This window comes from Veillonella parvula (genome assembly GCF_048309325.1).
In the GTDB taxonomy this organism is placed as follows: Bacteria; Bacillota; Negativicutes; order Veillonellales; family Veillonellaceae; genus Veillonella; species Veillonella parvula_T.
This window is the reverse complement of record NZ_DBFBTX010000002.1, coordinates 145,310-171,792: the sequence shown is the minus strand read 5'-3', so window position 1 is coordinate 171,792 and position 26,483 is coordinate 145,310. Positions and strand designations below refer to the sequence as shown.

Here is a 26,483-nt window from a genome sequence, read left to right as displayed (position 1 = left end):
TAAATCTCATAAAATCCCTAAAAAACTATTACTAGTTTTAACATAATTTGCGAGCAATATTAAAGCAGCATTAATATAAACTACCAGTTACTTTAACATAAACTACTAGCAACGTTAACGTAAATAGCAATAGATATACAAGACTTATTTCTTAGCCTTAGAACAACGATCTAATAAAAATGCAACGCCAACGAATGGGATGCCACCATTTTCACCAAGACCGATTTCACAGGTAGAGCTGGAGCTTACGCCTAGTGTTGCACCGTATTCAGCGATTTCAGCAGCAAGGTCTTTGGTAGCACATTTGTTAAGTTCTGGTGTAAAGAACCCTTTTTGACCTGCAAAGCCATCGCATGCAAAGGATTTAATGTTGAATACATGGTCTGTACATAGACGAGCCAAATCTTCAATATATTGAGATTTATTCAAGGATTTAATCTTACATTGTTTGTGTACGATAACCCGTTCATCGCATTTTTCAATATCGAGATGAGGCACAACGTATTTACACAAGAATTCAGAAATATCGTTGATTTCTAAGTCTGGCATGTGTTTGAAAGCATGGTTGAAACATGCACTATGATCAATCACGATTGGATATTTACCGTTTTGAGATGCTTGCATCAATGCATCGTGTAAGTCCTTAACAGCGCGCTCATGAACGTCATCATAGTTTTCAAAACTCAAGCCACAGCAGAGGTTTTCGATATGTTGAGGGTAGATAATATCGATATGGGCCTTGTTGCAAAGGCTTTCCACTACTTGTTGCAAGCTGCGTTCATCGTCGTAACCTTGATTAGGTTTGAAGGCGCGGTTCGCACAAGTACTAAAGTATACAACCTTTTCAAAATTAGTTGGTTTAATACGGCTTCTCAATCTGTAACGATTGGCCTTAGGTGTAGTCTTAGGAATGTACGGAGTAATACCTGTTACACCATGTAAGCCTTCTGTAATCTTGGAAATCGCTTTTTGTGTAACGATAGAACCTGCAATACCTTCGAGACTTACGCCGGCACGAGCCATTTGAAGTGTAGTAGGGAAATTATCGTAAATCTTCTTAGCTAATTCCGGTGCTGGAGGATCGATGCGGCGCATGGATAATGCAATTTGAGCAGTATCGATGCTGAGCGGGCAAAGACCTTTACACATGGAGCACGCAGCACAGGTATCTACACCAAAATATTCATAGCCTTTTTTAAGTTCCGCAGCCAATGTGAAATTGCCTTCGTTTTCAAGGCGTTTTGTTTCACGCAACAATGCAATACGTTGACGAGGAGTCAATGTTAAATTGCGGCTTGGACAATGTTTTTCACAGAAACCACATTCCATACAGATTGTAAAAGCATCATCGATAACGCATTGAGCTTTAAGATTTTTCTTATACACATCTGGATCATCTGTGATGATAACATCAGGATTCAAGATGCGTTCAGGGTCAAAGATGGCTTTGATGCGACGATTGATTTCGTACGCTTTGCGGCCCCATTCCATTTCAACAAATGGTGCCACCATGCGACCTGTACCATGTTCGGCTTTCAAAGAACCACCGAAACCAGATACGCGTTCGGACATTTCTTCTACCAAATCAGCAAAATTCTTAGTATCTTTAGGGTCACTGAAGTCAGGTGTGATGTTAAAGTGAACATTACCAGACAAAGCATGACCGAAGATTACACCACCGTCTACGAAATCGTATTTGTGGAACAATTCGGTAATCATTTCGATACCCTTAGTGAAATCTTCGATTTGGAAGCACACGTCCTCTGTAATAACAGTGGTGCCTTTTCTACGTTGACCACCAACGATTGGCAAAATGCCTTTACGGATAGCCCACCAAGAATCGTATTCTACAGGGTCTTGAGAGTAAAGACTTGGGAGGGCTGTTGGGATATCTTTCAACTTGTCTTTAATGAAAGCCAAGTTTTGATCAACCGTTTCTTTCGTGTAGCTTTCAGTTTGGAACAAGATGGCACTCGTGCCTTCAGGCACTTCACGAACGAAGTCAGGCACATTATCTAAGGCTTGAACAGCGCGCAAGGACTGATAGTCCATCATTTCCGCAGCAATAACCTTTTCACGGCCCATATTAGCCAAAGCTACAACCGCTAGGGATGCATCATTCAATGTACTAAAGAACATGAGTCCACAGCCTTTATGAGGCACGTCTTCAACCGTGTTATATACAACTTCGGACACGAAGCCCAATGTACCTTCAGAGCCAATGAACAAGTGATTAATGATATCGATAATATCTTCAAAATCAACGAGAGAGTTCAAGCCGTAACCTGTGGTATTTTTGATTTTGTACTTATGGTGAATCAAGTGCGTCAATTCTTCATCGGCCAAAATATCCTTACGTAATTGTAAGATATCTTCTACCATTTGAGGTTTTTCTTTAAGGAATTGATCAATACTCTTTTGGTCAGACGTATCAAGGATGGAGCCATCTAATAACACAACGCGAATAGACCGAATTGTTTTATACGAGTTCTGCGCCGTACCACAGCACATACCAGAGGAGTTATTATTCAAGATACCACCTACTAATGCTGTGGCAAGCGTTGCAGGATCTGGACCAATTTTACGATTGTACGGTTTCAATAAATCATTCGCATCGGAACCGATAACACCGCATTCACATTTCAAGGCTTTCCCATCATCGATAACTTCCATTTTCTTGAAGCCATCATTACATACGATGAGCACATCTTCACTGGAGCATTGACCAGACAAGGAGGAGCCGGCCGCACGGAATGTAAATGGTGTCCCACATTGTTGACACAAACGAATAAGCCGTCTTACTTCTCGTTCATCTTCAGCTTTAACAACTACCTTTGGTAAATAGCTATAGCAAGACGCATCAACGCCATATGCATAACGACGTAAATGATCGGTGTATACGCGACCTTTACAAATCTCATTTGCCTCCTTGGCAAAACGTTCATAATCTCTAATAAGTGTACTCACTTCTATTTCCTCCTATCCTTTCTTAAGGAATCTATTACTTTTAGTATACGCCGTTCTCATTCTCCTCACTATAATTATGCATAATTTATATCTCTTCTAATAAAAATCGATATGCATTACCTTTTTATTCCCTCAGTTGAAAGTACATCTCATTAGCATTATCATGTACCCATTTTTCCTCATATACAATCAAGAATCCTTATTTATTAAGCATGTATAGATATAGTCAGTAATTATATGCTAAAACCTCTCTAAACAACGATTCGTACTACCTATAATTCTATAGTAAATACATTACCAACATTATGCATAAAAATAGTATGATTTATATATTTTAAATTTTTCATTCTCATTTATAGTTCTCTATGACTTTTAGTTATACCCTTTTATAAAATGCTGAAAATACAGAAAGCTCTCTAATGATAAACGCTTACGAATCACCATTAGAGAGCTTTACTAAATTATGCTTATTAAAGATAGATTAATTATAAAACCATATTATCCCAAAATACCAGATTTAAGAATGAGGCGTACCGCCAATGCAAAGACAGCTATGCTCATGAGGGCGAGGATAGCTTTTGCTTTGAGACGTTTTGCAATACGAGCACCTACTTGAGCACCAAAGATAGCGCCAATACTAGTAGGGATAGCAATACTAAAAATGATGTGGCTTTCAATTAAATGTGTAATAACCCCCACCGTTGTTGATACGGCGAGAATAGATTGACTTGTAGCCGTTGCCATATGGGTAGGAAAGCCCATGAGATAAATCAAAGCCGGCACATGGATGAGGCCACCACCGATACCAAAGATACTCGAAATAAAGCCAACAAAAAAGCTAATACTAATACCGATAGATTTACTATAGCTCAACTGCTCAAGAGTAAGGCTTTCTTCCTTTCTTTCCCCTTTTCTAAAATTTTTAAAACCAATCAAAACGGATGCACACAGCATAAAGCATCCAAAGGCAAACATAAAGCCTTTACCAGAGAACCATCCAGACATTTGGGCACCTAAAATAGCCCCTGGAAAGGTAGCAAAACTAAAGATGATAGCAGCGTTGATGTATACCTTTTTTTGCTTAAGATAAGCTATAGATCCAGAAATGGCGTTACACATAACAGAAAAAAGCGATGTTCCTACGACCATAGATGGAGACCACTCTGGGAACCAGTACATAAAAAGAGGCACAAAGACAAGTCCTCCACCGGCACCGATGATGGTACCAATCATAGCTGCTAAAAAGCCAACTACGGTAAAGAATATATAAAATATCACTATATTATCAAGCACATTAAGACCTCCCATGCCGTTTGAATTATTGTTTCTCCATATATACAAAGGATAATCCCGTATCATCCTGTATTTCTCTAACGGCTTTATACCCCATGTTTGTATATAACTTTATATTAATCCAGCTTTTTGTACATGTATATAATACGCGCCGGTCTTGGCTACATTGTTCATCTACGAAAGCTAATAATTTCCGAGCCAACCCTTGTTGCCGATAGTCTGGATGCACCATCAAGCGACCGACCTCTACTACGCCATCGTCATATTGATAACGAATGCCTCCGATTATCTTCCCCGCATCATCTACCATTTTATAGGTATGCCACTGGTTGAAAGTACCTCTATAATCCTCTTCCGACTCCATCAATGCAGGAACCATTCGACTACCAATCATCTCCGCTTCGCTTTCAAATGTAAGTAATTGCAATCGATACAATTCTAATATATCTGACTCGGTAGCTTTTACAATCTCCATCTACCAACACTCCTAATTAGATTGAAAATACGCCTTCGCTGCTTTCAATCGGCCTCGTTCACAAGAGACTTGTAGTTCGTCACCAGGTTCTAGCTTTACATCGCCTAATGGCACAATGTAGGTACCATTACGGCGAATACTTACGATCAATGTACCATCTGGTAATGCCAAATCTTGTAACTGTACATCCGTATAGTTTGCCACCACAGGCACCTTCGTTTGAAAGAAGGTTTGCACCGATTCTAGATTGCTTTGACCACTCATGGCTTGCAACAAGGAATCGTAAATCGGCGGTTCTTTTAAAAGATCCGCCACAAGATAAGCCACTAGCGTAACGGTACCGATAGCATAAATATTAGAGAAACTATTCGTCATTTCAAGGACGAGCAAAATCGCCAAGATGGGAGTACGCATAGCTGCGGCCAACATCCCTCCCATGGCACAGATAACGAACTGTGGTACAAAATCAGGAGAAATAAGTCCTAAGGTTGAAAGTAAGCTTTCACAAAAAGCACCTGTTGCAGCACCAATCACGAGCATGGGCAAAAATATGCCCCCTTGAGCACCACTGCCATAGCAGAAGGTGGTAAGTAAAATCTTGCCTAATACGATGCCACCTAAGAGCAATACGCCATGAGATTGAAAGGCAAGCTGACCCACAAGGTCATTGCCCCCACCCAAGAGGAGCTGCGAATCAAAGCCAATGGCTGCCACCGCCACAAAGGTAAGGGCTAATTTCAAGAATCGAGAACATTTGAGCCAGTCAAAGAACCTCTTGAAAGCAAAAATCATACGGCAAAATAACACGCCACATAGCCCCATGATAACACCAACCATGAGCAGTATCGGGAAATATTCAAGAGGAACTCCTGAGGTCACCGTAAAGCCCAGCGCTGGTGTAAGTCCAAAGATACTAACTGTAATATAGTTAGAAATCAAAGTTGCCACGAAGGTTGGTACAACGAGATACGGATAAAAGCTTTTATGTACCTCTTCAAAGACGAACATCGCCCCCGATACGGGCGCACTAAAGGCAGCTGTTAAGCCTGCCCCAGCACCTGCGGATGTCAAAATACGCTGTTCTCGTAGTCCCGAATTCATCCAGTAGGACACAATCTTCCCAGCAGAGCCGCCAATCTGTACGGCTGGCCCTTCACGACCTACGGAAAATCCTGCAAAGCCGGTCAGTACGCCACCAATCATTTTAGATACTAGTGTCCGATAGGGCTTCATATCAAAGAGTCCAAGCATTTCCCCTTCAATTTGCGGGATACCAGAACCACCAGACAATGGGGCCCATGCGAGCAATCGATCTACAATAAACGCAAAAATGACCATTACCACAAGCCAACCTATGGCCCATTCCATAGTAATATCATCCATCAAATGCCACCTGATATGCTCTGATTCAAGTATCAAATAGCGGTATGATGCCCCAAAAAAACCTGCAATCACCCCAACAAGAGCACCCTTTGCAATGAGCTCCGTTAAGAGCACTCGATTCATGGACATATCTGCCAAGGTAGAACTACGCTTATTAAATTTCCATAATTTCATAACATCCTCCTTAGCAGTGACCAAAACCAACCGTTCCTCTGCCGACATAGGTCTACACGAACTATGCATTCATATCCTTAGTATACTTATGTAAACCACCATTTTCAAGAAAGGATTACGTATAAAAATAGCTTTCTCACGGAACACGAGATCAAAGGTCCGAATCACAAAACAATAGATAGCGCTTTAAACACAAAGCTAGCCACCTCTAAAAAGAGATGGCTAGTTTTGTTAAGCAAGTGTGTAAATGTATTTTCTTTACACATTCGGAGGCATTTGAAATATGTAAAGACGCTAATTAGAATATGGATTCATAGATGCCGATTATTTCTTCTAAAGAGGCATCCCGTGGGTTACCAGGAGTACATGCATCGTTGAAAGCAGAATCAGCGAGGAATGGAATGTCTTCCCGTTTTACGCCTGCTTCGCTAAGAGATTTAGGAATACCTACGTCATCAGCTAATTTCTGAATTACGTCGATAGCCGCTTGACGATAGGTTGCTTCATCCATAGCATCTACATTAGGAACGCCCATAACGCGAGCGATTTCACGATATTTTTCACCTGTAGCAGGGGCATTGAATTTCAATACTGCTGTTAACAGCATCGCACAAGCCTTACCATGAGGGATATCGTACACAGCACTTAATGGATGAGCCATGGAGTGAACAATGCCGAGACCTACGTTGGAGAAGCCCATACCCGCGATGTATTGACCTAAAGACATAGCTTCACGGCCTGCATAATCGCCAGCCACAGCGCTACGCAAGGAACGACCAATGATTTCGATAGCTTTCAAATGGAGCATATCAGTTAGCTCCCACGCACCTTTTGTGATATAACCTTCTACGGCGTGTACGAGGGCATCCATACCTGTGGCCGCGCAAAGACCTGTCGGCATAGACGCGGACATATCAGGATCTACGATGGCAACGATCGGGATGTCATGCGGGTCAACGCAAACAAATTTGCGGTTCTTTTCAACGTCTGTAATAACGTAGTTGATAGTAACCTCTGCAGCCGTACCAGATGTTGTTGTAACAGCAATGATTGGCAAGCATGGATTTTTAGTAGGCGCTAAACCTTCAAGGCTGCGTACATCGGCGAACTCAGGGTTCGTAATAATAGTAGCAATCGCCTTGCTTGTATCGATCGGGCTACCGCCACCAACAGCAACAATAACATCGGCGCCAGCCGCTTTACAAGCCTCAACACCAGCCGTTACGTTTTCAATGGTAGGATTTGGTTTGATACCGTCGTAGACTTCATAAGCAATACCTGCCGCATCAAGCAAATCCGTAACCTTTGTAGCCACTTTAAATTCAAATAAATCTGGCGTAGATGTAACGAGGGCTTTTTTGAAATGGCGATTCTTAATTTCGTTCACAATCTCCTGAATCGCGCCTTGTCCAAAATAGGACGTACCGTTCAACATTATTCTGCGAGCCATATACTTCACTCCTAACAAAACAAACTATACAATAAAAAATAAACCGACAGAGAATCACTTTACTTATTAATTCTCTATCGGTTTAATAAAATCCTTGATAGCACGTTATGTATACACTATATATTTTATTATTTTAGTGTTTCTAATGTTTGTTTCCACTGAAGCGTTAACTCCATTTTAGCAAGAACTTGATTAAACTGTATAATTGGTAAACTTTCTTTTAAAAGTAATAACTCACTTATAATCTCATCAAGCGTAATAGGGAATCTAAAGACTTAAAAGGCTTAGACATAAATCCCTCCTACAAACAAAAAAACTCGCCGACCCTTGGGTCGACGAGTGTTGCGCGTTACCCGTAAGTTTCGCACAGTTTCTCTGTGTATTAACTATAACAAAGTTCTCCATTAAGTGTCAACTCAGATTCGCCGTCCATGAATAGTATTTCCATTGTCTATGTTCGTGATATACTCTTAAAATTCCTTCCTTAAAATAAGAAATTCTAAGAAATTTTATTCATTTTCATAAGCAAAATCCGTTTCACCGATTCATCGAGTCGTTCTTTCGAGATACGACCGTCTTTCACGGCTTTCATAAGACCGTTATAAGCCTCTTGCATGTGTTCGTATTCGTGACACACGAGCAAGATATCACTGCCGGCGAGGATGGATTGCACCGCCATATCGCCAAAAGTATAGTGATTTGCAAGGGCCCCCATGTCCATATCGTCCGTTACCACAACGCCATTATAGCCTATGTCCTTGCGCAACCAATTGGTAATAATCGCTTTCGATAAACTAGCAGGATGATCTGGATCGATTTGTGGGTACATCGCATGAGACACCATGATTGTATAGGTATTCGATTTAGACTGTTTGATAAGGTCTATAAATACCTTTGTGTCCTCTGAAAGCAATGTTTCTTTAGAGGCAGAAACGATACTTGTGTCCGCGTGCAAGTCTACATCAGTCTTACCAATGCCTGGGAAGTGCTTATAGGAATACCACAAGCCCGCTTCATCATAAGCCTTGCCAATGGCGCCTGCATAGCGAACGACCTCATCAGGGTTCGTACTAAAGGAACGGCCATAGGTTAATCCCAAATCCGCCACAGGAGCAAAATTAATATTGAATCCCAAGTCTTTTAGTTCTGTACCAGACTGTTTTGCCAAGGATACAGCTTGCTCAACGGGCATTTTGCCTACCTCCTCAGCGGGAGGAACCTTGATGAGCTTATCGTCCATGCGCGCTACCGCACCGCCCTCTTGGTCGATGCCGAGGAACAACGGCGTTAATCCCGCGCTTTTACCAGTCTTATTGATGTCTGTAATGAGCGTTTTAACTTGATCCTTGGACTCCATATTACGATCAAACAAAATGATGCCCCCCACGCGGTACTCGTTGAGCATGAATTTAGCATCATCATTCAACGTCTTGCCGTGAATGCCAATCATCAACAATTGGCCCACCTTGTCTGCATCGGACATATTAGCCACTAACTTGTCCACCTTTTGCTCTGGTGAAAGCTCGCTTTGTGCCACGGACTCATAGGTCACAGGTTCTGCCTTTGAAGTAAATGGATTATGTAAACCGCAGCCCGTTGTGAGTGCTAATGCACTAATCATAGTGGCTGCTATGAAACGTCGAAACATGCATACCTCCCTCAAATCTCTAAAAAGTATTATGTATAGTATATCAAAAAATATAAACGAGCCCAACATAACCAACACACGACAAGCAGCATTATAGTACATGTATCTTAAAAAACAAAAAGATTGTTACTCGAGAACCCAACGGGTATATCCATTGAGAGAATCAAATAACAATCTTTATATGTTTCATTTTTGTTGTGTAAACATTATAGTTTACATTTTGGAGTGTAAACTATGTATCTTACATTTTGGATGTATAAAATGTGTATGTTACATTTCGCAAATTAAATTTTGCCTTGCTCTTTCATTTCCGCTAAAAGCTTTACGATACGAGGCCCACAGCCTTTGCCACCGCAAGCGCCCGTGCCAGCACGAGTTGCTTCTTTTACTTGTGGAAATGTATGAGCACCATCTAAAATGGCTTCCTTAATCGTTTTGCGCGTAATACTACGGCATGTGCACACCTTTGTAAGCTTGTCCAGAATCGCCTCTGGCACTTGATTTTCTTCAAAATTCATATGTAATTCCTCATTTATTCACTTGAATATCTATATACGGTATTGATTTAATATATCGATTTACGTGTCGATTTAGTGTATTGATTTACATATCGATGTAGTGGATCAATTTACTCTATCAATAGTATCTAATAATACACTGTAATATTAATATATCGAAAATTTACGATTTCTGTACTTAGTATATCATACTTAGCAAATTATATCGATACTTTTTAATATAGTGAGGAATGTAAAATAAAATTTGAAAGATAGGACTTACCATAAAGTGTTTACTATATAGTATTTTCTACATAGTATTACCATATAGCTTTTACCATATCAGCCTTAATCTAAATCCTATAAAATAATGCTCACGATACGGTCAAAGAATTGTAAAATCGTTTGTTGTAATGGAATGAAAATCTTATCTGCAATAGGTGTATTAAGCAATAAGATAAGTACAATCAAGCTGACAAAGCTTAACCGTTCCAATGTAAATTGCAAATCCCTAGGCAACAAGCTTGTAATAATGCGACTACCATCAAGTGGTGGTATGGGCATCATATTGAGAATGGCAAAGTTAATATTATATACAACAATCAGTGTCAGTACTAACTCTAATGATTCATTTGTCAACAAGCCGTAGCTTTCAAGAAAACGAAGTGCTAAGTAGCCTAAAAAGGCCATCAGCACATTAGACGCAGGTCCCGCAATAGATACTAAGGTATAATCTGTGCGAGGATCGCGGAAGTTAGACGTATCAACCATTACAGGCTTAGCCCATCCAAACCCACCGATAAGAAATGCTATAGAGCCGATTAAATCAAGGTGAGCCACGGGATTCAATGTCAAGCGGCCCATGGAGCGCGGCGTAGAGTCGCCGAGCATATCTGCTACCTTGGCATGAGCAAATTCATGCCCTGCAGCTGCAATGATAAGCGCTGGAATAGACGCTAAAATCATCGTTAAACTAATACCAGAAAATAACATAAAACTCCTTTATTGTTTGGCTTCCCATGCAGTAAAGCCCTCTTGAATGCAACGAAGGGCATTTAAGGTACGGGGATAGCCGATATACGGCACGCATTGGGATGCGATGTTAATCAAATATTGTTTGCTGTTTCCTACGTTCAAATTACCTTCTACATGAGCCTTGAGTTGAGCTTCACAGCCACCTTGAGCCGCAAGGAAGCAGAAGGTAATCATTTCACGATGAGCCACGCTGAGCCCCTTACGAGTATAGTAATCACCGAACATATTGGCAAGCCATTTATTGATATGACGAATATCTTCTGGCCCTTCTTGGTAAGAATTGCGCATAGACTCCCCAAAGATTTCCACTTGTTTTTCTACGCCCTTTTCTAGACGAGACTCACTAGTAATAGTGCTGCGAGAGGAATCAACAATAGCCTCTCCTCGATAGTCAAAAATCTTATTGGTCACCTTAAAGAATGGGCGCACACGTCCGATGCCAAGATAGGGCACCGCTTGATAAATGAGCTCTACCACTTCATCAGGAATAAGGCCAAAGTTTAATGCTGCCGGTAGCATTAATGCATATTCATCAACAGCTGAGGCGCCTACTAATGTAGCGAGAATGGCTAAGAAGCGATCCTTTGCCGATACATTACGGCCTTCTTCGGTGATGACTTCATCAAAGGCAAAATTATCAAACAATACTTCAAACTCTGGATCAATATAACCTGCTGGGGCTGCAATATCAGGGAACATACGCTCCGTATAGGCTTGAGCAAATTCAGATTTAGACATAAAAAACCTCCATAAACAACACTGGTGAAAGCCCAAAAGGAGCTTTCACCAGCAATAGTTATGTAATTATTACGGCACGGGCCATCAGATTATAACGCTGGGAATTCGAAAGTTGTGCCGTATACTTCTTTCCAAGCAGCCATAAACATATTGAACTCATTTGTTCCAGGTTGAATTTGGTAAACTTGACCATCTGGAGCGTAACGATATACAGTATGTAAGCTTGGATTAACAAGATATTTGAACAATGTAGCTTCCCCGTATTGGTTATTATGCATGTTAATTACATTAACACCAAATACGTTGTTACGGCTGCTATCGATACCTTTAAACTCAGATGCTTTATCAAAGAAATACGTTTCTGTACCATTTGCACTATTTGGAACCTCTGGGTAGTTAGCTAACCCATTCCAGTTTTCTGCGTTTGCAACACCACCTACTAATAATGTACCGGCTAATACAAATGCACCTAATAAATTTTTATTCATAATGATCTCCTTTGTGCCACGAGGGCAAATCACGAATCAGTCATACTCTCACATGACTTGAATACAATACGCTATATGTATAGTATATCACATTTTTAATAAAATTTTTAGATTTCCAAGGTTACAGAATATATGCATATGAGGTTGTATCAAATTAGCCCTTCATGTTCTCTGCTGTTTTTGCATTTGCGTTATCGATTGCTTCTAGCAATTTATTAAGCAACATACGCAATTGACGTGTCTCTTCTACGTCAAATATAGGACCTGACGATTCAGCCAAGCGGCGTGGTATATGAACCGCTACATCACGTAATGCTTTGCCCGTATCAGTAAGGGTTACCATAACTACGCGTTCATCTTGACGACTGCGTTTGCGTTTCAAGAATGCTTTGGCTTCTAATTTCTTTAAAAGCGGTGTTAATGTACCGGAATCAAGGCGCAATACTTGTCCCAATTCCTTAACGGATAAATCACCATATTGCCACAATGCCATCATTACGATGTATTGAGTATATGTCAAATTTAAAGGATCTAAGTGACTACGATATGCATTAACAATTTCCTTTGCCACTACATAGAGTGAAAAGCTCAATTGATTTTCCAATCTTAAATATTCTGAATCAGGAACATCTTCTTTATGTTTGTACCCTTCAAGTACACCAATTTCTGCCATATTCTACCTCCATATGCACACAATTATCTACTAATTAATTGTACACAATTTTACGGTAAACAGTCAACGCAAAAAGCCCACTTTGAACAGATATTTTTAAATTTGTCAATTAATTAATATTTATTTTCTTATTCGTTAAGAATTAGGCACTTCTATAGAATTAATAGGAAGAAATTATACGTCCCCTACTAGGTCCTTCCTCGTAGTATAATAAAAGAAACTCTATATCAAATCCCATTTGTCATAGGAGGACCACATGAACACCTTAGAATGTATTAAAACTCGTCATAGTACACGTAAGTTTAAAGCTGATCAATTATCTCGAGAGCTCATCGATCAAGTGCTCGACGCAGGTCGCCGTGCTCCATCTGGTGGCAACACACAATTAACACATTTCATGGTTATCATAAACCAAGATGTGCTCAACGAATTAGTAACTCTTGTTCAAGAAGAATACGGCAAAATGCCGATTACAGAAAATACTTTACCTTACATGGTGAATATCATTAAGATGTCCGCCGAAGGCAAATTTGTATTTAACTATAATGCACCTGTGCTCATCGTATTAGCTAGTCAAGCAAACTATGCTAATAATTTTGCTGATGTATCTTGTGCTATGCAAAACATGATGCTTGCATGCAACGAACTAGAACTTGGTAGTTGCTGGGTTAATCAAATCCGTCATCTTCAAGATAATGAACGCATCCAAGCCAAAATGCGTGAACTAGGTCTTAGCGAAGACGAAAAAGTCTACGCTAGCCTCGCTATCGGCTACCCAGATCTACCAAATGGTCTTAACCGCCGTGAAATCAAAGCAAAAGGCTATCCTGTAACATATATTGATTAAAGATACTATTAGTTTCTTAGCTATTCCTATAAGATAATTAGGTCAATACAAAAGCGCTATCTATCCCACAACTCTAATTGAGTTTGTAAAATCTACCATGCCCCTTCAAATACGCGTTTGCGTGCTGCTTTTACGAGTACGGAATGATCATCCTCTACTACGTGATTAGATTTGTAAGCCCATCGTAAGAGTAGTGCAGAGTTCGCTACTACGAGAAGACTACCAGCGTTATGAACAAGGGCTCCCCAAACTGGGGATAATGTACCAATCATAGCCAAGATGATAGCTACGAAATTCAAAAGAAAGAAGAAAGAAAGATTAATTTTAATAGTAGTCATCATGCGTTTAGATAATGCCACTAAGTGAGGAATTTCCTTTACATTATCGTTTACAAGAACGATATCTGCTGCCTCTACCGCGATATCGCTACCAACACCGCCCATGGCGATACCCACATCGGATTTTTTAAGGGCTGGTGCATCGTTTACACCATCAACGGTAACATATACAATGGATGCACCTCGGTTCAAATGCTCATGAACAGCCTCTTTCACAGAGTCAGCAATAGAAATATTAGACAAGGTCATCATTGCTTCATTACCAGCCAAAACGGCTTTATCTTGTACAGTCGCCTCTAAGCCTTTGCCAGGAACCATACGGAAGGAATCTATGGAATCGAAGCTTTCACCATAACGAGTAGCAAAGCCATTCACGATAGCTTTGCCCAATGGATGCTCAGATTTAGTCTCTACCGAAGCAACCAATCGATACAACTCATCAGTAGGCATGGAACCCACAGTCTCAACGGCGGTCACCTCAGGTGTACCATAGGTCAAGGTACCTGTTTTATCAAAGGTCATCGTATCAACCTTCGCCAAGCGTTCCATAATATTACCGCGACGCACGAGAAAACCGTGTTGGCTCGCATTAGAAATAGCCGCCATAATCGCTGCCGGCGTTGCCAATACGAGAGCACAAGGACAGAACACAACGAGGATGGTTACGGCACGAATGATTTCTCCAGTTACCACATAGGTGCCAACCGCGGCCAATAACGCAATCACTACAATCCATGTGACCCAACGGTCAGCCAAGCTAACGATTTTCGCATTACCTTGTGTCAATAACAAAATATGTACAATTACTCATATACACTCAAAAGTACAGGAAAAATGCAAATTCAATGAGATTATATTATTCATGCATAGCCTCATTACGCAAATGCATGAACAGTTATTTATATATATTTGCAAATTGATAATTTTTACATAGAAGATATTTTGATATTTTCAACCTATTCAATACTATTTCACCCTAATTAATGTTATCCATAATTCAGTTTTCTAATAACTATTTATTATAATAAAAAATTAAGTATAGTCGACTACATACCCTACATGGTATTATTACAAATGACATGTTGTAGAAAGGATGTGTAACGATGTCGATTTTCTCTCCTGCTCCTCATATTGAACGTTTACCAGAGGCGCAAATCGATTCCACCTACAAACGTCTTCGACGCGAAGTCTTTGCAGGTACATTTATTGGTTATGCTACATTCTATTTGATCCGTCAAAACTTTAGTTTAGCTGTTCCGTACATGATTGCTGAGTACGGCTACACCAAAGCGGATCTTGGTATAGTTATGACCATCTTATCCATAGCTTACGGCGTAAGTAAATTTGTTATGGGTAATGCGTCTGACCGCTCTAACCCAAAATACTTCTCCACAGTAGGTCTATTGCTTAGTGCTTTAGTTATGTTATTATTCGGCACCTTACCAGGTGTTATGAGCAGTATTCCTATCATGTGCGTTCTTGCCTTATTAAACGGTTGGTTTCAAGGTATGGGCTACCCTCCATATGCGAAAAACATGGTAACTTGGTTCTCCCGTTCCGAACGCGGTGCTTGGTGGTCCTGGTGGAACGTTTCCCACAACCTAGGTGGCGGCATCATCGCTCCTCTTGCTACGCTTGGCATCTACCTATTCGGTACATGGCATAGTATCTTCTTCTTCCCTGCCCTTATCTCTATCGTGTTAGCGATTATTACCTTTGTATTATTGAAAGATACGCCTCAATCCTGTGGCTTACCGCCTATCGAAGAATACAAACATGAAGTCGTTCATACACATACAGAAAATGAAGAAAAAAGTACTTTCAAAGAAATCTTCTACAAATATATTTTGCATAATAAATACTTATGGTATCTTGCGATTGCAAATATCTTTGTATACTTCATCCGTTACGGCGTAGTTAGCTGGGCTCCGACCTATTTAACCGCTGTGAAAGGCTTCACAAAAGAAGGTTCCCGTTGGGCTTACTTCTTATACGAATGGGCTGGTATTCCAGGCATGCTCGTAAGTGGCTACTTGAGTGACCGCGTATTCCGTGGCCGTCGTGCTCCAGCTACGATTTGCTTTATGTTATTCGTTATCTTGGCGATCCTCGTGTACTGGTTTAACCCTGCAGGCAATATTCTCATCGATAACTTAGCACTCATCGCTATCGGCTTCCTCATCTACGGTCCTGTTATGATGATTGGCCTTCAAGCAGCAGATATGGTGCCACGCGTAGCAACAGGTGGTGCTACTGGCCTTACAGGCCTTCTTGGTTACCTCATCGGTTCTGCCGGTGCTGGTGCTTTCATGGGTCTCATGGTTGACCTCTACGGTTGGGATGGTGGTTTCATTGCCCTCGTTGGTGCATGTATCCTATCCATCGTATTCCTACTCCTCACCCTTGGAGACAAAGGACAACAATAGAATATGTACTGTATAATACGTAATGTATAAATACGTACTGTACAACTCACTGTTGTATATACAAAACTCCCCTAGTAATACTTATGATTACTAGGGGAGTTTAATTATTTATGCGATGCACAAGGAGCCGTTTAATACTTTCAAATTATACACGAGACCAAGTCGCGCCAAGCCATGCAATGCAGCGGCCGTTACAGGATTGATAGATCCTAACACACCAGCACCGATGATGGCAACGTGGAACAAAATGGACACGATGAGTAAGCCCAAATGACATTGTTTCGCCTCTTTTGAAAGCCCCGCTGTTGGAGAGTTTTCATCTACGAGAGAGCCCATCATGAGTGCCACAAGAACGAGTTCCAAAGAGCATGGGCAAAGGATAACTAGCAATGTAATGGTATGCATAAAGTTCTGCGTCAATGCATAGGAACCCATGGAAAGCAACATAACAGCCACAACAATAACAGATGAATAATTGTTGATGCCCTGACGCAAGGCTACAAGCTGTGTAGGCATGGTCGGCAACATATCATCATCCAATGTATAATGTACGTCGCCCGTAATAAGCTGCTCTAAGAAAAAACCACCATGTACGATGAGTCCTACATAAGCCGCCGTATGATAATCTCCAATCGCAATAAGCGCCACCATGGCTATCACGATGAGAAAATTAGCATGAATCTCTAAATGATCCAAAATACTTTGCACGCTGTTAATGAGCAATGGCAAGCCACAAATGATGACCGTTACCCACGCCAAATCAATAGCTGGGTTCATAGGCTCCGTAAGCACATCTAATATAATAAATAACAAGCCGAGTGCCAAAATAGCCCCCTGCGTACGCAGAGAAACCTGCGCTGATAAAGACTGTAAAAACTTCATATAGACCTCTCTATAAATGAGATACCGGCCTTACTTAATCCGGAAATAAAATACAAAACAATTTGTTAAATAGTAAGGTACACCCATGCAATATGACACTAATCTTGTGTTAATATCCTACTAATATTAACCTAACAGTAATCAACTACCGATCTGGAGTACCTTTTGTTTCTATTCTAAATTTTATGGTACCCATAGGGGTATATCTATTGTGTTAATATTATACAAAATATATAAGTTATATACAAATCAAAATTTTTGATAAATGAAAAATATCTTAACCGTAAAAGGGATCCTAGTCGTGAGCTCTAATTTCTTTATTAAAACGTAGAAAGAACAGGTCCCTAAAAACGACTTAGCTCGCTATGGAGGCTTTTAGGGATCTGTTCTTTCGGTTAACTAATATGAAATTAGAGCTTCAATGCCTCAATCCATTCTGCTTCTTTAAATCCAACGAGTACTTTGTCTTCAAGAACCAAGATAGGACGTTTTACAAGCATGCCATTAGATGCTAATAAAGCTAGTTTTTCTTCTTCACTAAGGTTTGGCAATTTATCCTTTAATTGTTGTTCACGGTAAATCATACCAGAAGTATTAAAGAATGCTTTCAAATCCTTGCCAGATTGTGGATACCAAGCAGCGATTTCCTCTGCTGTAGGATTTTCGGACTTGATGTCACGATCTGTGTACTTAATTTTGTGATCATCTAAGAATTTCTTTGCTTTTTTGCATGTTGTGCATTTAGGATATTCAACGAATAACATAGGTTCTCCTTATATCAATATTCAATGTTGTAACAACTTACTTATTTAAGTTAATTTTACCAAATACATCGAAAATTATCAATCTCTTATTGACAGTCTACGGGTTCTAATGAAGCACAATGTGTAATAGAGGATAATACTTCATCCATACCCTCACTAAGTTTTGCGGTACGCAAATCAACATCCATCTGTAAACGCAAGAAATACCCTTCCGAAACACCAAAGTATTTTGCTAAACGCAACGATGTATCTGCTGAAATAGACCGTGTACCATTCAATATTTCTTGAATCCGTGAAACAGGCACATGTATATCCTTAGCTAATCGATATGCAGATAGTCCTAATGGATCCATAAACTCTTCCTTTAATATTTCACTAATGGTAGGTGTAGGAATAAACTTTTCCATATTAATTTCCTCTCTATTAATGATAATCTACAATTTCTACATCATAAAAACTACTAATATCTTTCACTTTAAAACACAGTCTATATTGACTATTAATTCGCAAACTATACTGTCCAAATCAATCTCCTTGCAACAACTCCAAGCGATTACCTGGTGGCCAACGTAAATCTTGTAATGATTCAGCATTATCTAACAATAGTAATTTACGAAGAGCTAGCCTTTGTATAAACGGAGAAAAGCGTTTGGAAAAGCTTTGATAGTAAACTTTTTCTGTTTCCTTATCCTTAAATCCGATAATCATAGAATCTCTCCTTTGATTATACCTGTTAAACAGGTATAATTCAATAACATATACTTGAAGAATAACTATACATAGAATTGAAATTATTCTACAAACAATTTTGGTAAAAGAATTCTATAAAACATCATTTAAATCCTACACTTGCGATGACTCTATTGGTCACCTATTTCGGAATGTAATAAATTTACCTTATTGTCATAATTGAATTTAAACTATCATTAATTCGCACATCTACTAAATTGATTTTGAAAAGTAAAAAGACCTACATCCTCGACCGTATCATGTACAAAGTACACATCAAAGGTTCAGAGAATATAGGTCTCTTATAAAAATCTATATATTATTGTAATGCTAATTATAGCAAAAATGTAAGCCCCATTGCCATGAAGATGGCTGGCAAAAGGTTTGCAATACGTACTTTACCAGGCCAGATGAGGTCGATACCAACGCAGAAAATCAGAATAGATCCGACGTAGGATAGGTTATCGATGGCACTAGGTGTCATCAGAGGCGCTGCAATATGTGCCATTGCCGTGATGAGCCATTGCGTAATACCTACAGGAATAAAGGAGAACAGCGCCCCTTTTCCCATAGAAGATACCATAACCATAACGATAATACCATCGAGGATGCCTTTCAATAATAGCGTTTGATAATTTCCAGTAAGGCCGTCTTGAATAGAGCCCAGTACCCCCATAGCACCTACAGTAAACGTCAAAGATGCAGTAATAAAAGCATGTGTAAACTTTGGATCACCAGCATTGCCAGTGCGAGCTTTCACCCAATCGCCAAACACGGTAATCCAATGATTAAGATCGATAATTTCGCCAATCACGGCGCCTACGACCATGCTAATAATCATCAATAGCGGCCCCGTTGTTTGTAGAGATCCGTTGACAATGACGAGCATATATCGCATGGCCCCGCTCATACCGAGGAGGAGCACGATAATACCGCTCACAATCATGAGCGTCTGCTTTAAATTTTCTTTCATAAAGCGACCAAACGCGAGGCCACATAGGCTACCAGCTATAATGAGACCAATGTTAATGGCCGTTCCCAAACCAATCATATATTTCCCTTCTTTAATTGTGAAAGTAACACTATCAATTTACTTCAGTATAACAACTACATCGAAAGAAATCAATTTATATGGTATAAAATATATACTATGAAATTGGATTAATTAAAGATTCTTTAAGACCATATATATATAGCCTGTTTAATGCTGTTATATGGCTCCCTAATACAGTATTGCTCCTCTTATAACATTATATACAGCAAAAAGCCTCTACCCAATAAGGTAGAGGCTCTGTATAGTTTATAGCGTTGAGAGAGAACTAATGATAGACCCGCTTAGGAGAGAGAGAGTATATGTGTTTATATAAAGCGGGCCAACATGAGATGAGTCGCTATCGCCTCATCGATTTTAGTGTACACCCAATTCCACATAACAACAAATTCAATTATGTAAACTCAATCATGCGCAAAAACTATTGTTAACTAATTTCTGCTTATCTCCCTTAAGCTTCATCGTCTACAGGTAAACGTACAATATCTGCTGTTTTATTAATCTCCTCAAAACAAGGGCAGTCTTTACCGTGATCATTGATGAGCCCACTAGCTTGTAGGTGTGAATAAATTGTTACAGGCCCTACAAACTTAAATCCCCGCTTCTTTAAATCTTTGCTAATCCGCGTGGATAGACCATTTTTAGTAGGAAAATGCCCTTCAGGATGGTTTTCATAGATAATTGTCTTATGATCTGTGAACCCCCAAATATAGTTGCAAAACGAACCAAATTCAGATTGAATACGTTTAAAGGCAGAAGCATTATTGATGATAGCTTCGATTTTAAGGCGATACTTAACCATCCCTTCCGTCTGCATGATTCGTTCGATGTCGCTTTCACCATAAGCAGCAACTGTATCAATATCAAACTGATCAAAGCATGCTCGAATAATATCTCGTTTATTTAAGATCGTAAGCCAGCTAAGTCCACATTGGAGGTTTTCAAGACAAAGGTGTTCAAATTGAAGTTGATCATCATGAATTGGTCGGCCCCACTCATAATCGTGGTACTCATGATATAAAGGCGTCGTCGGCCATTCACAAGTAATCTTTTTCATTATACACCTCCATGTGCCCATACAAGGACGTCATACATGAGCGCTACTACGAGCCCCATTACTAGATGACCACCCACGTAAAATGGCACCAAATAATAAATGAATAAAAGTAGGGAATGCAAGGCTTTACGAAGCCATACAATCGGCGTGGATGTGTCGTCACCTACCTTACTATCAAGCCAATTATGGACGGCATAAATAGGTGTTCCTAAACGGCGAATCCAGTCCGGAACACGTACCCCAGGATTCAAACCAGGGCAATAGAAGATCACCAAGGGCAACGCCACCACATCAATGACGAGCAGTATGGTTAGCATAAAAGCGAACCAATCTAATTCGCCTTCCCATGTAAAAGGCTGTGCCATGAAGCGGACGCCCCACAAATAGGCCTTGTATACGATATACGGTTCTAATAGCCATAATAAGGGCTTCACTACACTCATGGGACTACCTACACCAAACAAAAAATAATAAAAACTACGCATTTGCGTAGTCATTTCATATATACAACATTCCGATTATATCGACTGAATACTAAGGATATAGTGATTTTCTAGGCCAGAAAATCACTTCATACACACCATTTTTTAGTCCTTACATACGTCGATTTTCATACTAATATTATATCAGATTTTGCAGTTTTTGTGGGATTATATTTTATAAAAATTTTATCAATTTACACTATTTATATAACCTATAGACCTAATATTAAGATAATCACACTGAAATCAGAACCTGACGCTACAATACCTATAAAAAAGGACTCATGCCCCATAGGGGGTAGTAGCATGTAAGCAAAACACGCTTCCATGTCACTAAAAAATATAGCCATTTAGTTATATAATTATACTTAATAACATAACCTACGGATTACTACAATACCAATAAATACGAAAATGGGAGCGGGAGATACCACCATGACTAAACTACCACTATTAGCGTGTGCTTTCATCATAAGCACTATATTATCACCAATAGACGCCATCGATGTTAATATTCCTGGTGCAGATTCTAAAATTTCCAAGGATGCCTACATAAATTACCAAACCACAAACCCGGATATTGAAAAGGATGTAGCAAACTATGTAAAAACATTAAAGTTAACGGACAAGGCTAACGGTATTAGTAAAAACGAAATTGAGTATACTAAAGCAGCCTCTATATATCGCGGTCAACATTACCATAATACAATCATATCCATTCACGATAATTACAACCAAATTCGCCTTTCATTCCCTGTAGCGGGCATAAAAAGTGATTATCATATAGGGCGTTACAAAAATCCGAGTCGAACCATTGAAGACTATCGAGTGTTAACCGATAACGGAAGTCTCAATTTAGAAATTGACTACGCAGATTTTAAAGATTACGACTGGCGCAACACCAAAATAGCTTATGAAAAGCTAACAGACAAAGACGTCCGTAATTTCTTGCAAGCCAATGCGAAACGAAAGTCCTCAAAACAGATTTCTGATATAAAGGGTACTGTATTTTCATATCCTACTGTTACCTACAGCACTTGGGATAGCATGAAGATGCCACACCTTAAAAACAGTAAAAAAACAACGCTCACCATCGACACGATTAATTTTAAATTTAAGGGCTATAACATGCGTTATCCTTTATATCACGCAGGGTTTGTCTATTATGATAATAACCCCGTTCTGAACAAGGTTCCTACAGATAAATTATTGGCTAATTATGTGCTTCCCTCTGTACAAAACCTAAATGAATTAAATCAATATTCACGCATAGAAAGCTTAAACGGTGTACAATACCGTGTACCAAAAGACGCCATATACGAAGGTGAAAGTAAGGGCACCGACCACCAAGATATTAGATACTACAAAAAAGGAGACATAACATTCTTTATTTCTACTGACAATGTTCCTAAAAACCCATATGCGCATGAACTTGTTATAAATGGTCATTACAATTTTAAAACTGATTTAAATACGTTCTGGGATATTTACCGTTACCATCCATCAGCATCAGACTATATCAATTACTCAGTTGTATGGAACAATAACATCCCTGGTCTAACCATACACAGCTATGAACCTAATAAGGATGATCACATTCTAAACTTTAACTCCTATGATGGCATATATAGTTTTACTTATACTATCTTCTATCCAAGTTTTTTAAGTGCTGAGGAAGTTCAAAAATTACGGAATATGATTGAGTTCTTTGATTCTACCAATAATCCTAATTTTAAAATGCAAGAACACGTTCTATTCCCAGAAACATAGAAGATCTATATCAACACCATTATAAAATAGCTTTCATAAGCATTATATTATACAAATATATAAATTAACTAACAAAAGTCGAGCAACTAAACGATAGAAGCTCGACTTTTTTAGTACTAGAAAACTAAAATATACTTAGTTAAGATACAGCATTCACGGTATCCCAAAGAATTGTATGTATGTCTTCATTTGTTATGTGGACAGACTAGTCCTCTATGACATCAACTACTTCACCAATGTACATATAATGTGGTTCCCAACGATCATGCCCAGCTTGTGTATATACAGCAGGATTAGATGCATAATAGTCTTTTACCTTTTCTGCCAAATAGGCTTCATCAAACTGATGTTCATATAGCTTTTTACAAACAAAGGTTAACTCTGCTTCTTTGAAAGTCACCCCATCGCCTGCCGCAACTGGCGTTAGGCCAGAATTTGCCACCTTATTTTCATCGCGACCAGAATGAGACCCTAAATAACCAAGCGCCTTGCGATAGCTTTCAGGGAAGAAACTAACTGTAAAGGTATCGTATTTCGCCATAAACTCTTGAGTGTAACGCGCTGGATGAATGTACACCGTCACCGTAGACATATCGCCGCCATTCGGGCCCCACACGTTGCCCATGCTGCCCCAACTAACTGTACACGTATTAAAATCCTCAAGCGTACCGGCTGTAACAAGAGCCCAATGATCCTCGAATATGGTAAAAGCTTTGTAATCCTTCGTTTCAAATGGTTTCATAAGGACCTCCAGTTTATCTCAATTTGACGATATAAATCTTTACCTCTATAATATAGGTAGATAGTCAGACGAGTAGTGACGTCAGGCTCATCTCACAAACTAATAATATGTAGAAATGGCCTTTTCGTTTTATCTAATTTCCGAAGAAACGAAGGGCTATTTTGCTATTTCTAAACAAATAAGCGCCACAAGTGCTCCAAAGGATATCATGACTGATAAAATCCCAAGGATAACCATAATGATTTTATACCCACTCATAAGCACCCCTCCCTTCAAAAACGAAGAGAGGCCCAACCTCGTCTAACTATCCTAAGTCTATTATAGAGAAAACTAATATACGATACAATAAAGACCATATTATATAAATATATGAATAAACTAATAAAAGCCGAGCTACTTAATCCACATAGTAGCTCGGCTTTTGGGTTTATTTAACGTTTGATAGAAGTTCAAAAGTATATTACTGGAATGCTTAAAATAATGGAAGCTGTAATTAAGATATACACTACAAGACATAGCTTTAGCAAAAGCAATAAACTGCCAAATAGGACTTTATAGATAGGTGCTGCTTCTTTCTTAAATCGTATCCAGTCTTTAATTTCATAATATATTTTAGGTTTGTTAAAAGCTGGCGGTAATCGCTTACACCATAAAACAAGCCACAGAATACTGCATATATTACCAAAGAGAAAGAATAAAAATAGTCCGAAATCCTCTAGTGAATATACTTTCAATATATAAATATAATAGAGTAGATGAGTAAACGCCCCCACAAAGTTGACCCATATATAAATGAGATAAGATTTAAGCAAAAGCACTAATATAATTTTAATATATTTGAGTTTACTCATTAGCTCTCTCCTATCTAATAGTATACAAGCTTAAAAAGCAAAGTTTTTTATTGAGTCAACAGTTTAACCCATTCCATATACCAAGGGATAAATACTGAGCTATTTTCGAGTCTCTCCTTATATGACCCTTTCTCTCGCCATTGTGGTTCTTTTCGTAATCTTGCCGCATCATCAAATCCCACATATTCAATCATATCTCTTAGCTGTTTATGTGTATAAGACGTTTTACTTTCATCATAGTTAATGCGATAACTGTAATAGTATACAGAATCTTTCATAACATGACGAAGATAGGATTCATGATTGGGCTTATAGGCATCAACTAAAGAGCCAGGAATTCCATTATTCCACACTACGGCGTACTGTGTAGGCGTCTCTAAATCATTATATTTATGTAAATAATATATTATTGGAACCTTAATCAGCGTATTATCTGTCTCTTTGCTCATGATTGCGCTACGTATTACCCGTATTTTAACCCCTGTATCCTCATAAGTTCTCACCTCATGTCTCTCATTTTCTACGGCTTCACTGACTAACTTAGCCGTCTTAGGAATGCGATAGTGAAAGTTCCCCCAATGCTCAATCTGGCTATAACTATCTAATCCAGCTAAGGATTCTATGGATGGAATAATATAATTACTCATCACCACTTCAGGTGCTTGATCTTGATATGGATCTTCTGTATTAACCCAACCACCATAGGTAATGCCATAGGCAGTTTTTGTATCATTCGGTGTGAATTCCGTATACATCACACGAGCACTGTTCGACATAAATTTCCAAGATGTATTCCGTAAACCTGGATACATATATTTTCCTTTACTTTCAGAATATGTATCAAGTGCTTTGCCATGCGGTGGACCTACCACTAAAAACGCACTCAAGCTTCTAACAGCAAAAAAAGGACCTTCTTTTCCAGACGGAGATTCTACAACATCACCACGAAAGCTGATATTTGGCACGGATATTCTGATATTCTTATCCCCTTCATGAATCAATACAACCGTTGACTGAGAATAATTTGCTAACTCCAAAGCCTTAGCAAAACCAGGATGTTCCAAATTTAACTTATCAAACGTAGATGGCGGATTTGTAGGATTCGATTTTACAAATTGACTGTATGACTCTGCCTCATGCTCCGCAACCTTATTAATATGCCGATAATTCTCATACGCATTAGCAGGAATGCTCGCATCTGCCCCAGGCATAGGCAGCTGTCCGGCTGGCACTTCAATCTGTACAGCACTTACATTTATGGTGAAAGCAGTTGCTAGTGCCATCATAATTACACTTTTACGTAACATAAAATCCTTTCTTTTTCTCTCACATTACAACAAAATAAGCACAACCTTATTAGCATAAGTATACTATGCAAACAAAACTGTGCCTATTATTAATAATTTTATAATTTAGTATATAGGATTTACCTATATTGATATTTATAAGGTTTATCTCAATTTGACGATATATATCTTTGTTCATATAATATAAGTAGATAGTCAGACGAGTCGTAACGTCAGGCGCATCTCTAAAAACAGAAAATCTTGAGAAATGGCCTTTCAGTTATCGAATCATCTAAGATAACGAAGGGCTATTTGTCTTTTCCAAGACAAATAAGCGCTATTAATGCCCCAAAAATCCCGTTAATAACGGGATTTTTTATTCCCAATGTATATATATTCTCCAACAAGCAATAAAACTCCTCTTTGTATTTTCCCCA

General features: G+C 39.1%; 24 protein-coding genes. 3 read left to right on the top strand and 21 right to left on the bottom strand.

Annotation, left to right across the window (positions count from 1 at the left end):
- Positions 1–144 precede the first annotated feature (144 nt).
- The 11 genes from ACMKPP_RS01170 to ACMKPP_RS01120 all read right to left on the bottom strand — a co-directional run bounded on the left by ACMKPP_RS01170 (position 145) and on the right by ACMKPP_RS01120 (position 12,821).
- Positions 145–2,967: an FAD-binding and (Fe-S)-binding domain-containing protein gene (locus tag ACMKPP_RS01170; RefSeq protein ID WP_311574457.1), complete on the bottom strand. Its 2,823-nt coding sequence runs from the start codon at positions 2,965–2,967 to the stop codon at positions 145–147.
- A gap of 498 nt (positions 2,968–3,465) precedes the next feature.
- Positions 3,466–4,260, bottom strand: coding sequence for a sulfite exporter TauE/SafE family protein (locus tag ACMKPP_RS01165; RefSeq protein WP_412198391.1), 795 nt, complete (start codon positions 4,258–4,260; stop codon positions 3,466–3,468).
- 25 nt (positions 4,261–4,285) lie between these two features.
- Positions 4,286–4,735: a GNAT family N-acetyltransferase gene (locus ACMKPP_RS01160; RefSeq protein ID WP_418369185.1), complete on the bottom strand. Its 450-nt coding sequence runs from the start codon at positions 4,733–4,735 to the stop codon at positions 4,286–4,288.
- Between the two features lie 12 nt (positions 4,736–4,747).
- Positions 4,748–6,292, bottom strand: coding sequence for a ClC family H(+)/Cl(-) exchange transporter (locus ACMKPP_RS01155; protein WP_004694533.1), 1,545 nt, complete (start codon positions 6,290–6,292; stop codon positions 4,748–4,750).
- A gap of 298 nt (positions 6,293–6,590) precedes the next feature.
- Positions 6,591–7,742, bottom strand: a complete 1,152-nt coding sequence (fucO, locus tag ACMKPP_RS01150) for a lactaldehyde reductase (protein ID WP_302498867.1) — start codon at positions 7,740–7,742, stop codon at positions 6,591–6,593.
- Positions 7,743–8,241: 499 nt separating this feature from the next.
- Positions 8,242–9,390 carry a glycoside hydrolase family 3 N-terminal domain-containing protein gene (locus tag ACMKPP_RS01145; RefSeq protein WP_418369184.1) on the bottom strand — a complete coding sequence of 383 codons (1,149 nt, stop codon included), beginning with the start codon at positions 9,388–9,390 and terminating at the stop codon, positions 8,242–8,244.
- A gap of 284 nt (positions 9,391–9,674) precedes the next feature.
- On the bottom strand, positions 9,675–9,908 hold the full coding sequence (locus ACMKPP_RS01140; RefSeq protein WP_004694527.1) for a (2Fe-2S)-binding protein: 234 nt from the start codon (positions 9,906–9,908) through the stop codon (positions 9,675–9,677).
- A 339-nt stretch (positions 9,909–10,247) separates the two neighbouring features.
- The gene (locus ACMKPP_RS01135; RefSeq protein WP_004694525.1) at positions 10,248–10,880 is read right to left on the bottom strand and encodes a site-2 protease family protein; all 633 of its coding nucleotides are present in this window, start codon (positions 10,878–10,880) and stop codon (positions 10,248–10,250) included.
- 9 nt (positions 10,881–10,889) lie between these two features.
- Positions 10,890–11,660, bottom strand: coding sequence for a carboxymuconolactone decarboxylase family protein (locus ACMKPP_RS01130; protein ID WP_418369183.1), 771 nt, complete (start codon positions 11,658–11,660; stop codon positions 10,890–10,892).
- A gap of 89 nt (positions 11,661–11,749) precedes the next feature.
- Positions 11,750–12,148 carry a hypothetical protein gene (locus ACMKPP_RS01125; protein ID WP_004694522.1) on the bottom strand — a complete coding sequence of 133 codons (399 nt, stop codon included), beginning with the start codon at positions 12,146–12,148 and terminating at the stop codon, positions 11,750–11,752.
- A gap of 154 nt (positions 12,149–12,302) precedes the next feature.
- Positions 12,303–12,821 (bottom strand): MarR family winged helix-turn-helix transcriptional regulator, encoded by a 519-nt coding sequence (locus ACMKPP_RS01120; protein WP_418369182.1) that lies wholly within the window; start codon positions 12,819–12,821, stop codon positions 12,303–12,305.
- A gap of 256 nt (positions 12,822–13,077) precedes the next feature.
- On the opposite strand from ACMKPP_RS01120, the gene ACMKPP_RS01115 reads away from it, so the two are divergent.
- A complete protein-coding gene (locus ACMKPP_RS01115) occupies positions 13,078–13,668 on the top strand; it encodes a nitroreductase family protein (RefSeq protein ID WP_418369181.1) in 591 nt (196 codons plus the stop codon).
- A gap of 92 nt (positions 13,669–13,760) precedes the next feature.
- Here the strand turns inward: ACMKPP_RS01115 and ACMKPP_RS01110 are convergent, their stop codons facing one another.
- A complete protein-coding gene (locus tag ACMKPP_RS01110; protein ID WP_418369180.1) occupies positions 13,761–14,798 on the bottom strand; it encodes a heavy metal translocating P-type ATPase in 1,038 nt (345 codons plus the stop codon).
- 311 nt (positions 14,799–15,109) lie between these two features.
- Between ACMKPP_RS01110 and pgtP the strand changes: the two genes are divergently transcribed.
- Positions 15,110–16,432, top strand: coding sequence for a phosphoglycerate transporter protein PgtP (pgtP, locus tag ACMKPP_RS01105; RefSeq protein WP_418369179.1), 1,323 nt, complete (start codon positions 15,110–15,112; stop codon positions 16,430–16,432).
- Between the two features lie 108 nt (positions 16,433–16,540).
- Here pgtP and ACMKPP_RS01100 read toward each other — a convergent pair whose 3' ends face one another.
- From ACMKPP_RS01100 to ACMKPP_RS01070, 7 genes are all read right to left on the bottom strand, one after another.
- Positions 16,541–17,314 carry a hypothetical protein gene (locus ACMKPP_RS01100; RefSeq protein WP_418369178.1) on the bottom strand — a complete coding sequence of 258 codons (774 nt, stop codon included), beginning with the start codon at positions 17,312–17,314 and terminating at the stop codon, positions 16,541–16,543.
- 410 nt (positions 17,315–17,724) lie between these two features.
- Positions 17,725–18,078: a Spx/MgsR family RNA polymerase-binding regulatory protein gene (locus ACMKPP_RS01095; protein ID WP_004698187.1), complete on the bottom strand. Its 354-nt coding sequence runs from the start codon at positions 18,076–18,078 to the stop codon at positions 17,725–17,727.
- An 86-nt stretch (positions 18,079–18,164) separates the two neighbouring features.
- A complete protein-coding gene (locus ACMKPP_RS01090; protein WP_004694508.1) occupies positions 18,165–18,485 on the bottom strand; it encodes a HigA family addiction module antitoxin in 321 nt (106 codons plus the stop codon).
- Positions 18,486–18,603: 118 nt separating this feature from the next.
- Positions 18,604–18,786, bottom strand: a complete 183-nt coding sequence (locus ACMKPP_RS01085) for a type II toxin-antitoxin system RelE/ParE family toxin (protein ID WP_270279071.1) — start codon at positions 18,784–18,786, stop codon at positions 18,604–18,606.
- A gap of 355 nt (positions 18,787–19,141) precedes the next feature.
- The gene (locus ACMKPP_RS01080; protein ID WP_295818008.1) at positions 19,142–19,858 is read right to left on the bottom strand and encodes a DUF554 domain-containing protein; all 717 of its coding nucleotides are present in this window, start codon (positions 19,856–19,858) and stop codon (positions 19,142–19,144) included.
- Between the two features lie 451 nt (positions 19,859–20,309).
- Complete coding sequence (locus ACMKPP_RS01075; RefSeq protein ID WP_418369177.1) at positions 20,310–20,915, bottom strand: DNA-3-methyladenine glycosylase I; 606 nt, start codon at positions 20,913–20,915, stop codon at positions 20,310–20,312.
- The gene (locus tag ACMKPP_RS01070; protein ID WP_418369176.1) at positions 20,915–21,358 is read right to left on the bottom strand and encodes a hypothetical protein; all 444 of its coding nucleotides are present in this window, start codon (positions 21,356–21,358) and stop codon (positions 20,915–20,917) included. The genes ACMKPP_RS01075 and ACMKPP_RS01070 overlap by 1 nt, the downstream gene beginning before the upstream one ends.
- Positions 21,359–21,832: 474 nt before the next feature.
- Here ACMKPP_RS01070 and ACMKPP_RS01065 point away from each other — a divergent pair, with 474 nt between their 5' ends.
- Entirely contained in the window at positions 21,833–23,167 is a 1,335-nt protein-coding gene (locus tag ACMKPP_RS01065) for a hypothetical protein (RefSeq protein ID WP_418369175.1), read from the top strand.
- Positions 23,168–23,372: 205 nt separating this feature from the next.
- On the opposite strand, the gene ACMKPP_RS01060 is transcribed toward ACMKPP_RS01065, so the two are convergent.
- Together ACMKPP_RS01060 and ACMKPP_RS01055 are read right to left on the bottom strand one after the other, a co-directional pair.
- On the bottom strand, positions 23,373–23,909 hold the full coding sequence (locus tag ACMKPP_RS01060) for a flavin reductase (RefSeq protein ID WP_418369174.1): 537 nt from the start codon (positions 23,907–23,909) through the stop codon (positions 23,373–23,375).
- A gap of 898 nt (positions 23,910–24,807) precedes the next feature.
- The gene (locus ACMKPP_RS01055; RefSeq protein ID WP_418369173.1) at positions 24,808–26,067 is read right to left on the bottom strand and encodes a hypothetical protein; all 1,260 of its coding nucleotides are present in this window, start codon (positions 26,065–26,067) and stop codon (positions 24,808–24,810) included.
- Positions 26,068–26,483 lie beyond the last annotated feature (416 nt).

What these genes read in the sequence shown, in the direction of transcription:
- ACMKPP_RS01080 (WP_295818008.1), bottom strand. Translation starts at nt 19,858, where the DNA reads ATGATTGGTTTGGGAACGGCCATTAACATTGGTCTCATTATAGCTGGT.
- ACMKPP_RS01055 (WP_418369173.1), bottom strand. Translation starts at nt 26,067, where the DNA reads ATGTTACGTAAAAGTGTAATTATGATGGCACTAGCAACTGCTTTCACC.
- ACMKPP_RS01135 (WP_004694525.1), bottom strand. Translation starts at nt 10,880, where the DNA reads ATGTTATTTTCTGGTATTAGTTTAACGATGATTTTAGCGTCTATTCCA.
- fucO (WP_302498867.1), bottom strand. Translation starts at nt 7,742, where the DNA reads ATGGCTCGCAGAATAATGTTGAACGGTACGTCCTATTTTGGACAAGGC.
- pgtP (WP_418369179.1), top strand. Translation starts at nt 15,110, where the DNA reads ATGTCGATTTTCTCTCCTGCTCCTCATATTGAACGTTTACCAGAGGCG.
- ACMKPP_RS01120 (WP_418369182.1), bottom strand. Translation starts at nt 12,821, where the DNA reads ATGGCAGAAATTGGTGTACTTGAAGGGTACAAACATAAAGAAGATGTT.
- ACMKPP_RS01065 (WP_418369175.1), top strand. Translation starts at nt 21,833, where the DNA reads ATGACTAAACTACCACTATTAGCGTGTGCTTTCATCATAAGCACTATA.
- ACMKPP_RS01130 (WP_418369183.1), bottom strand. Translation starts at nt 11,660, where the DNA reads ATGTCTAAATCTGAATTTGCTCAAGCCTATACGGAGCGTATGTTCCCT.
- ACMKPP_RS01095 (WP_004698187.1), bottom strand. Translation starts at nt 18,078, where the DNA reads ATGTTATTCGTTGAATATCCTAAATGCACAACATGCAAAAAAGCAAAG.
- ACMKPP_RS01100 (WP_418369178.1), bottom strand. Translation starts at nt 17,314, where the DNA reads ATGAAGTTTTTACAGTCTTTATCAGCGCAGGTTTCTCTGCGTACGCAG.
- ACMKPP_RS01160 (WP_418369185.1), bottom strand. Translation starts at nt 4,735, where the DNA reads ATGGAGATTGTAAAAGCTACCGAGTCAGATATATTAGAATTGTATCGA.
- ACMKPP_RS01075 (WP_418369177.1), bottom strand. Translation starts at nt 20,915, where the DNA reads ATGAAAAAGATTACTTGTGAATGGCCGACGACGCCTTTATATCATGAG.
- ACMKPP_RS01060 (WP_418369174.1), bottom strand. Translation starts at nt 23,909, where the DNA reads ATGAAACCATTTGAAACGAAGGATTACAAAGCTTTTACCATATTCGAG.
- ACMKPP_RS01115 (WP_418369181.1), top strand. Translation starts at nt 13,078, where the DNA reads ATGAACACCTTAGAATGTATTAAAACTCGTCATAGTACACGTAAGTTT.
- ACMKPP_RS01085 (WP_270279071.1), bottom strand. Translation starts at nt 18,786, where the DNA reads ATGATTATCGGATTTAAGGATAAGGAAACAGAAAAAGTTTACTATCAA.
- ACMKPP_RS01125 (WP_004694522.1), bottom strand. Translation starts at nt 12,148, where the DNA reads ATGAATAAAAATTTATTAGGTGCATTTGTATTAGCCGGTACATTATTA.
- ACMKPP_RS01090 (WP_004694508.1), bottom strand. Translation starts at nt 18,485, where the DNA reads ATGGAAAAGTTTATTCCTACACCTACCATTAGTGAAATATTAAAGGAA.
- ACMKPP_RS01145 (WP_418369184.1), bottom strand. Translation starts at nt 9,390, where the DNA reads ATGTTTCGACGTTTCATAGCAGCCACTATGATTAGTGCATTAGCACTC.
- ACMKPP_RS01155 (WP_004694533.1), bottom strand. Translation starts at nt 6,292, where the DNA reads ATGAAATTATGGAAATTTAATAAGCGTAGTTCTACCTTGGCAGATATG.
- ACMKPP_RS01140 (WP_004694527.1), bottom strand. Translation starts at nt 9,908, where the DNA reads ATGAATTTTGAAGAAAATCAAGTGCCAGAGGCGATTCTGGACAAGCTT.
- ACMKPP_RS01070 (WP_418369176.1), bottom strand. Translation starts at nt 21,358, where the DNA reads ATGAGTGTAGTGAAGCCCTTATTATGGCTATTAGAACCGTATATCGTA.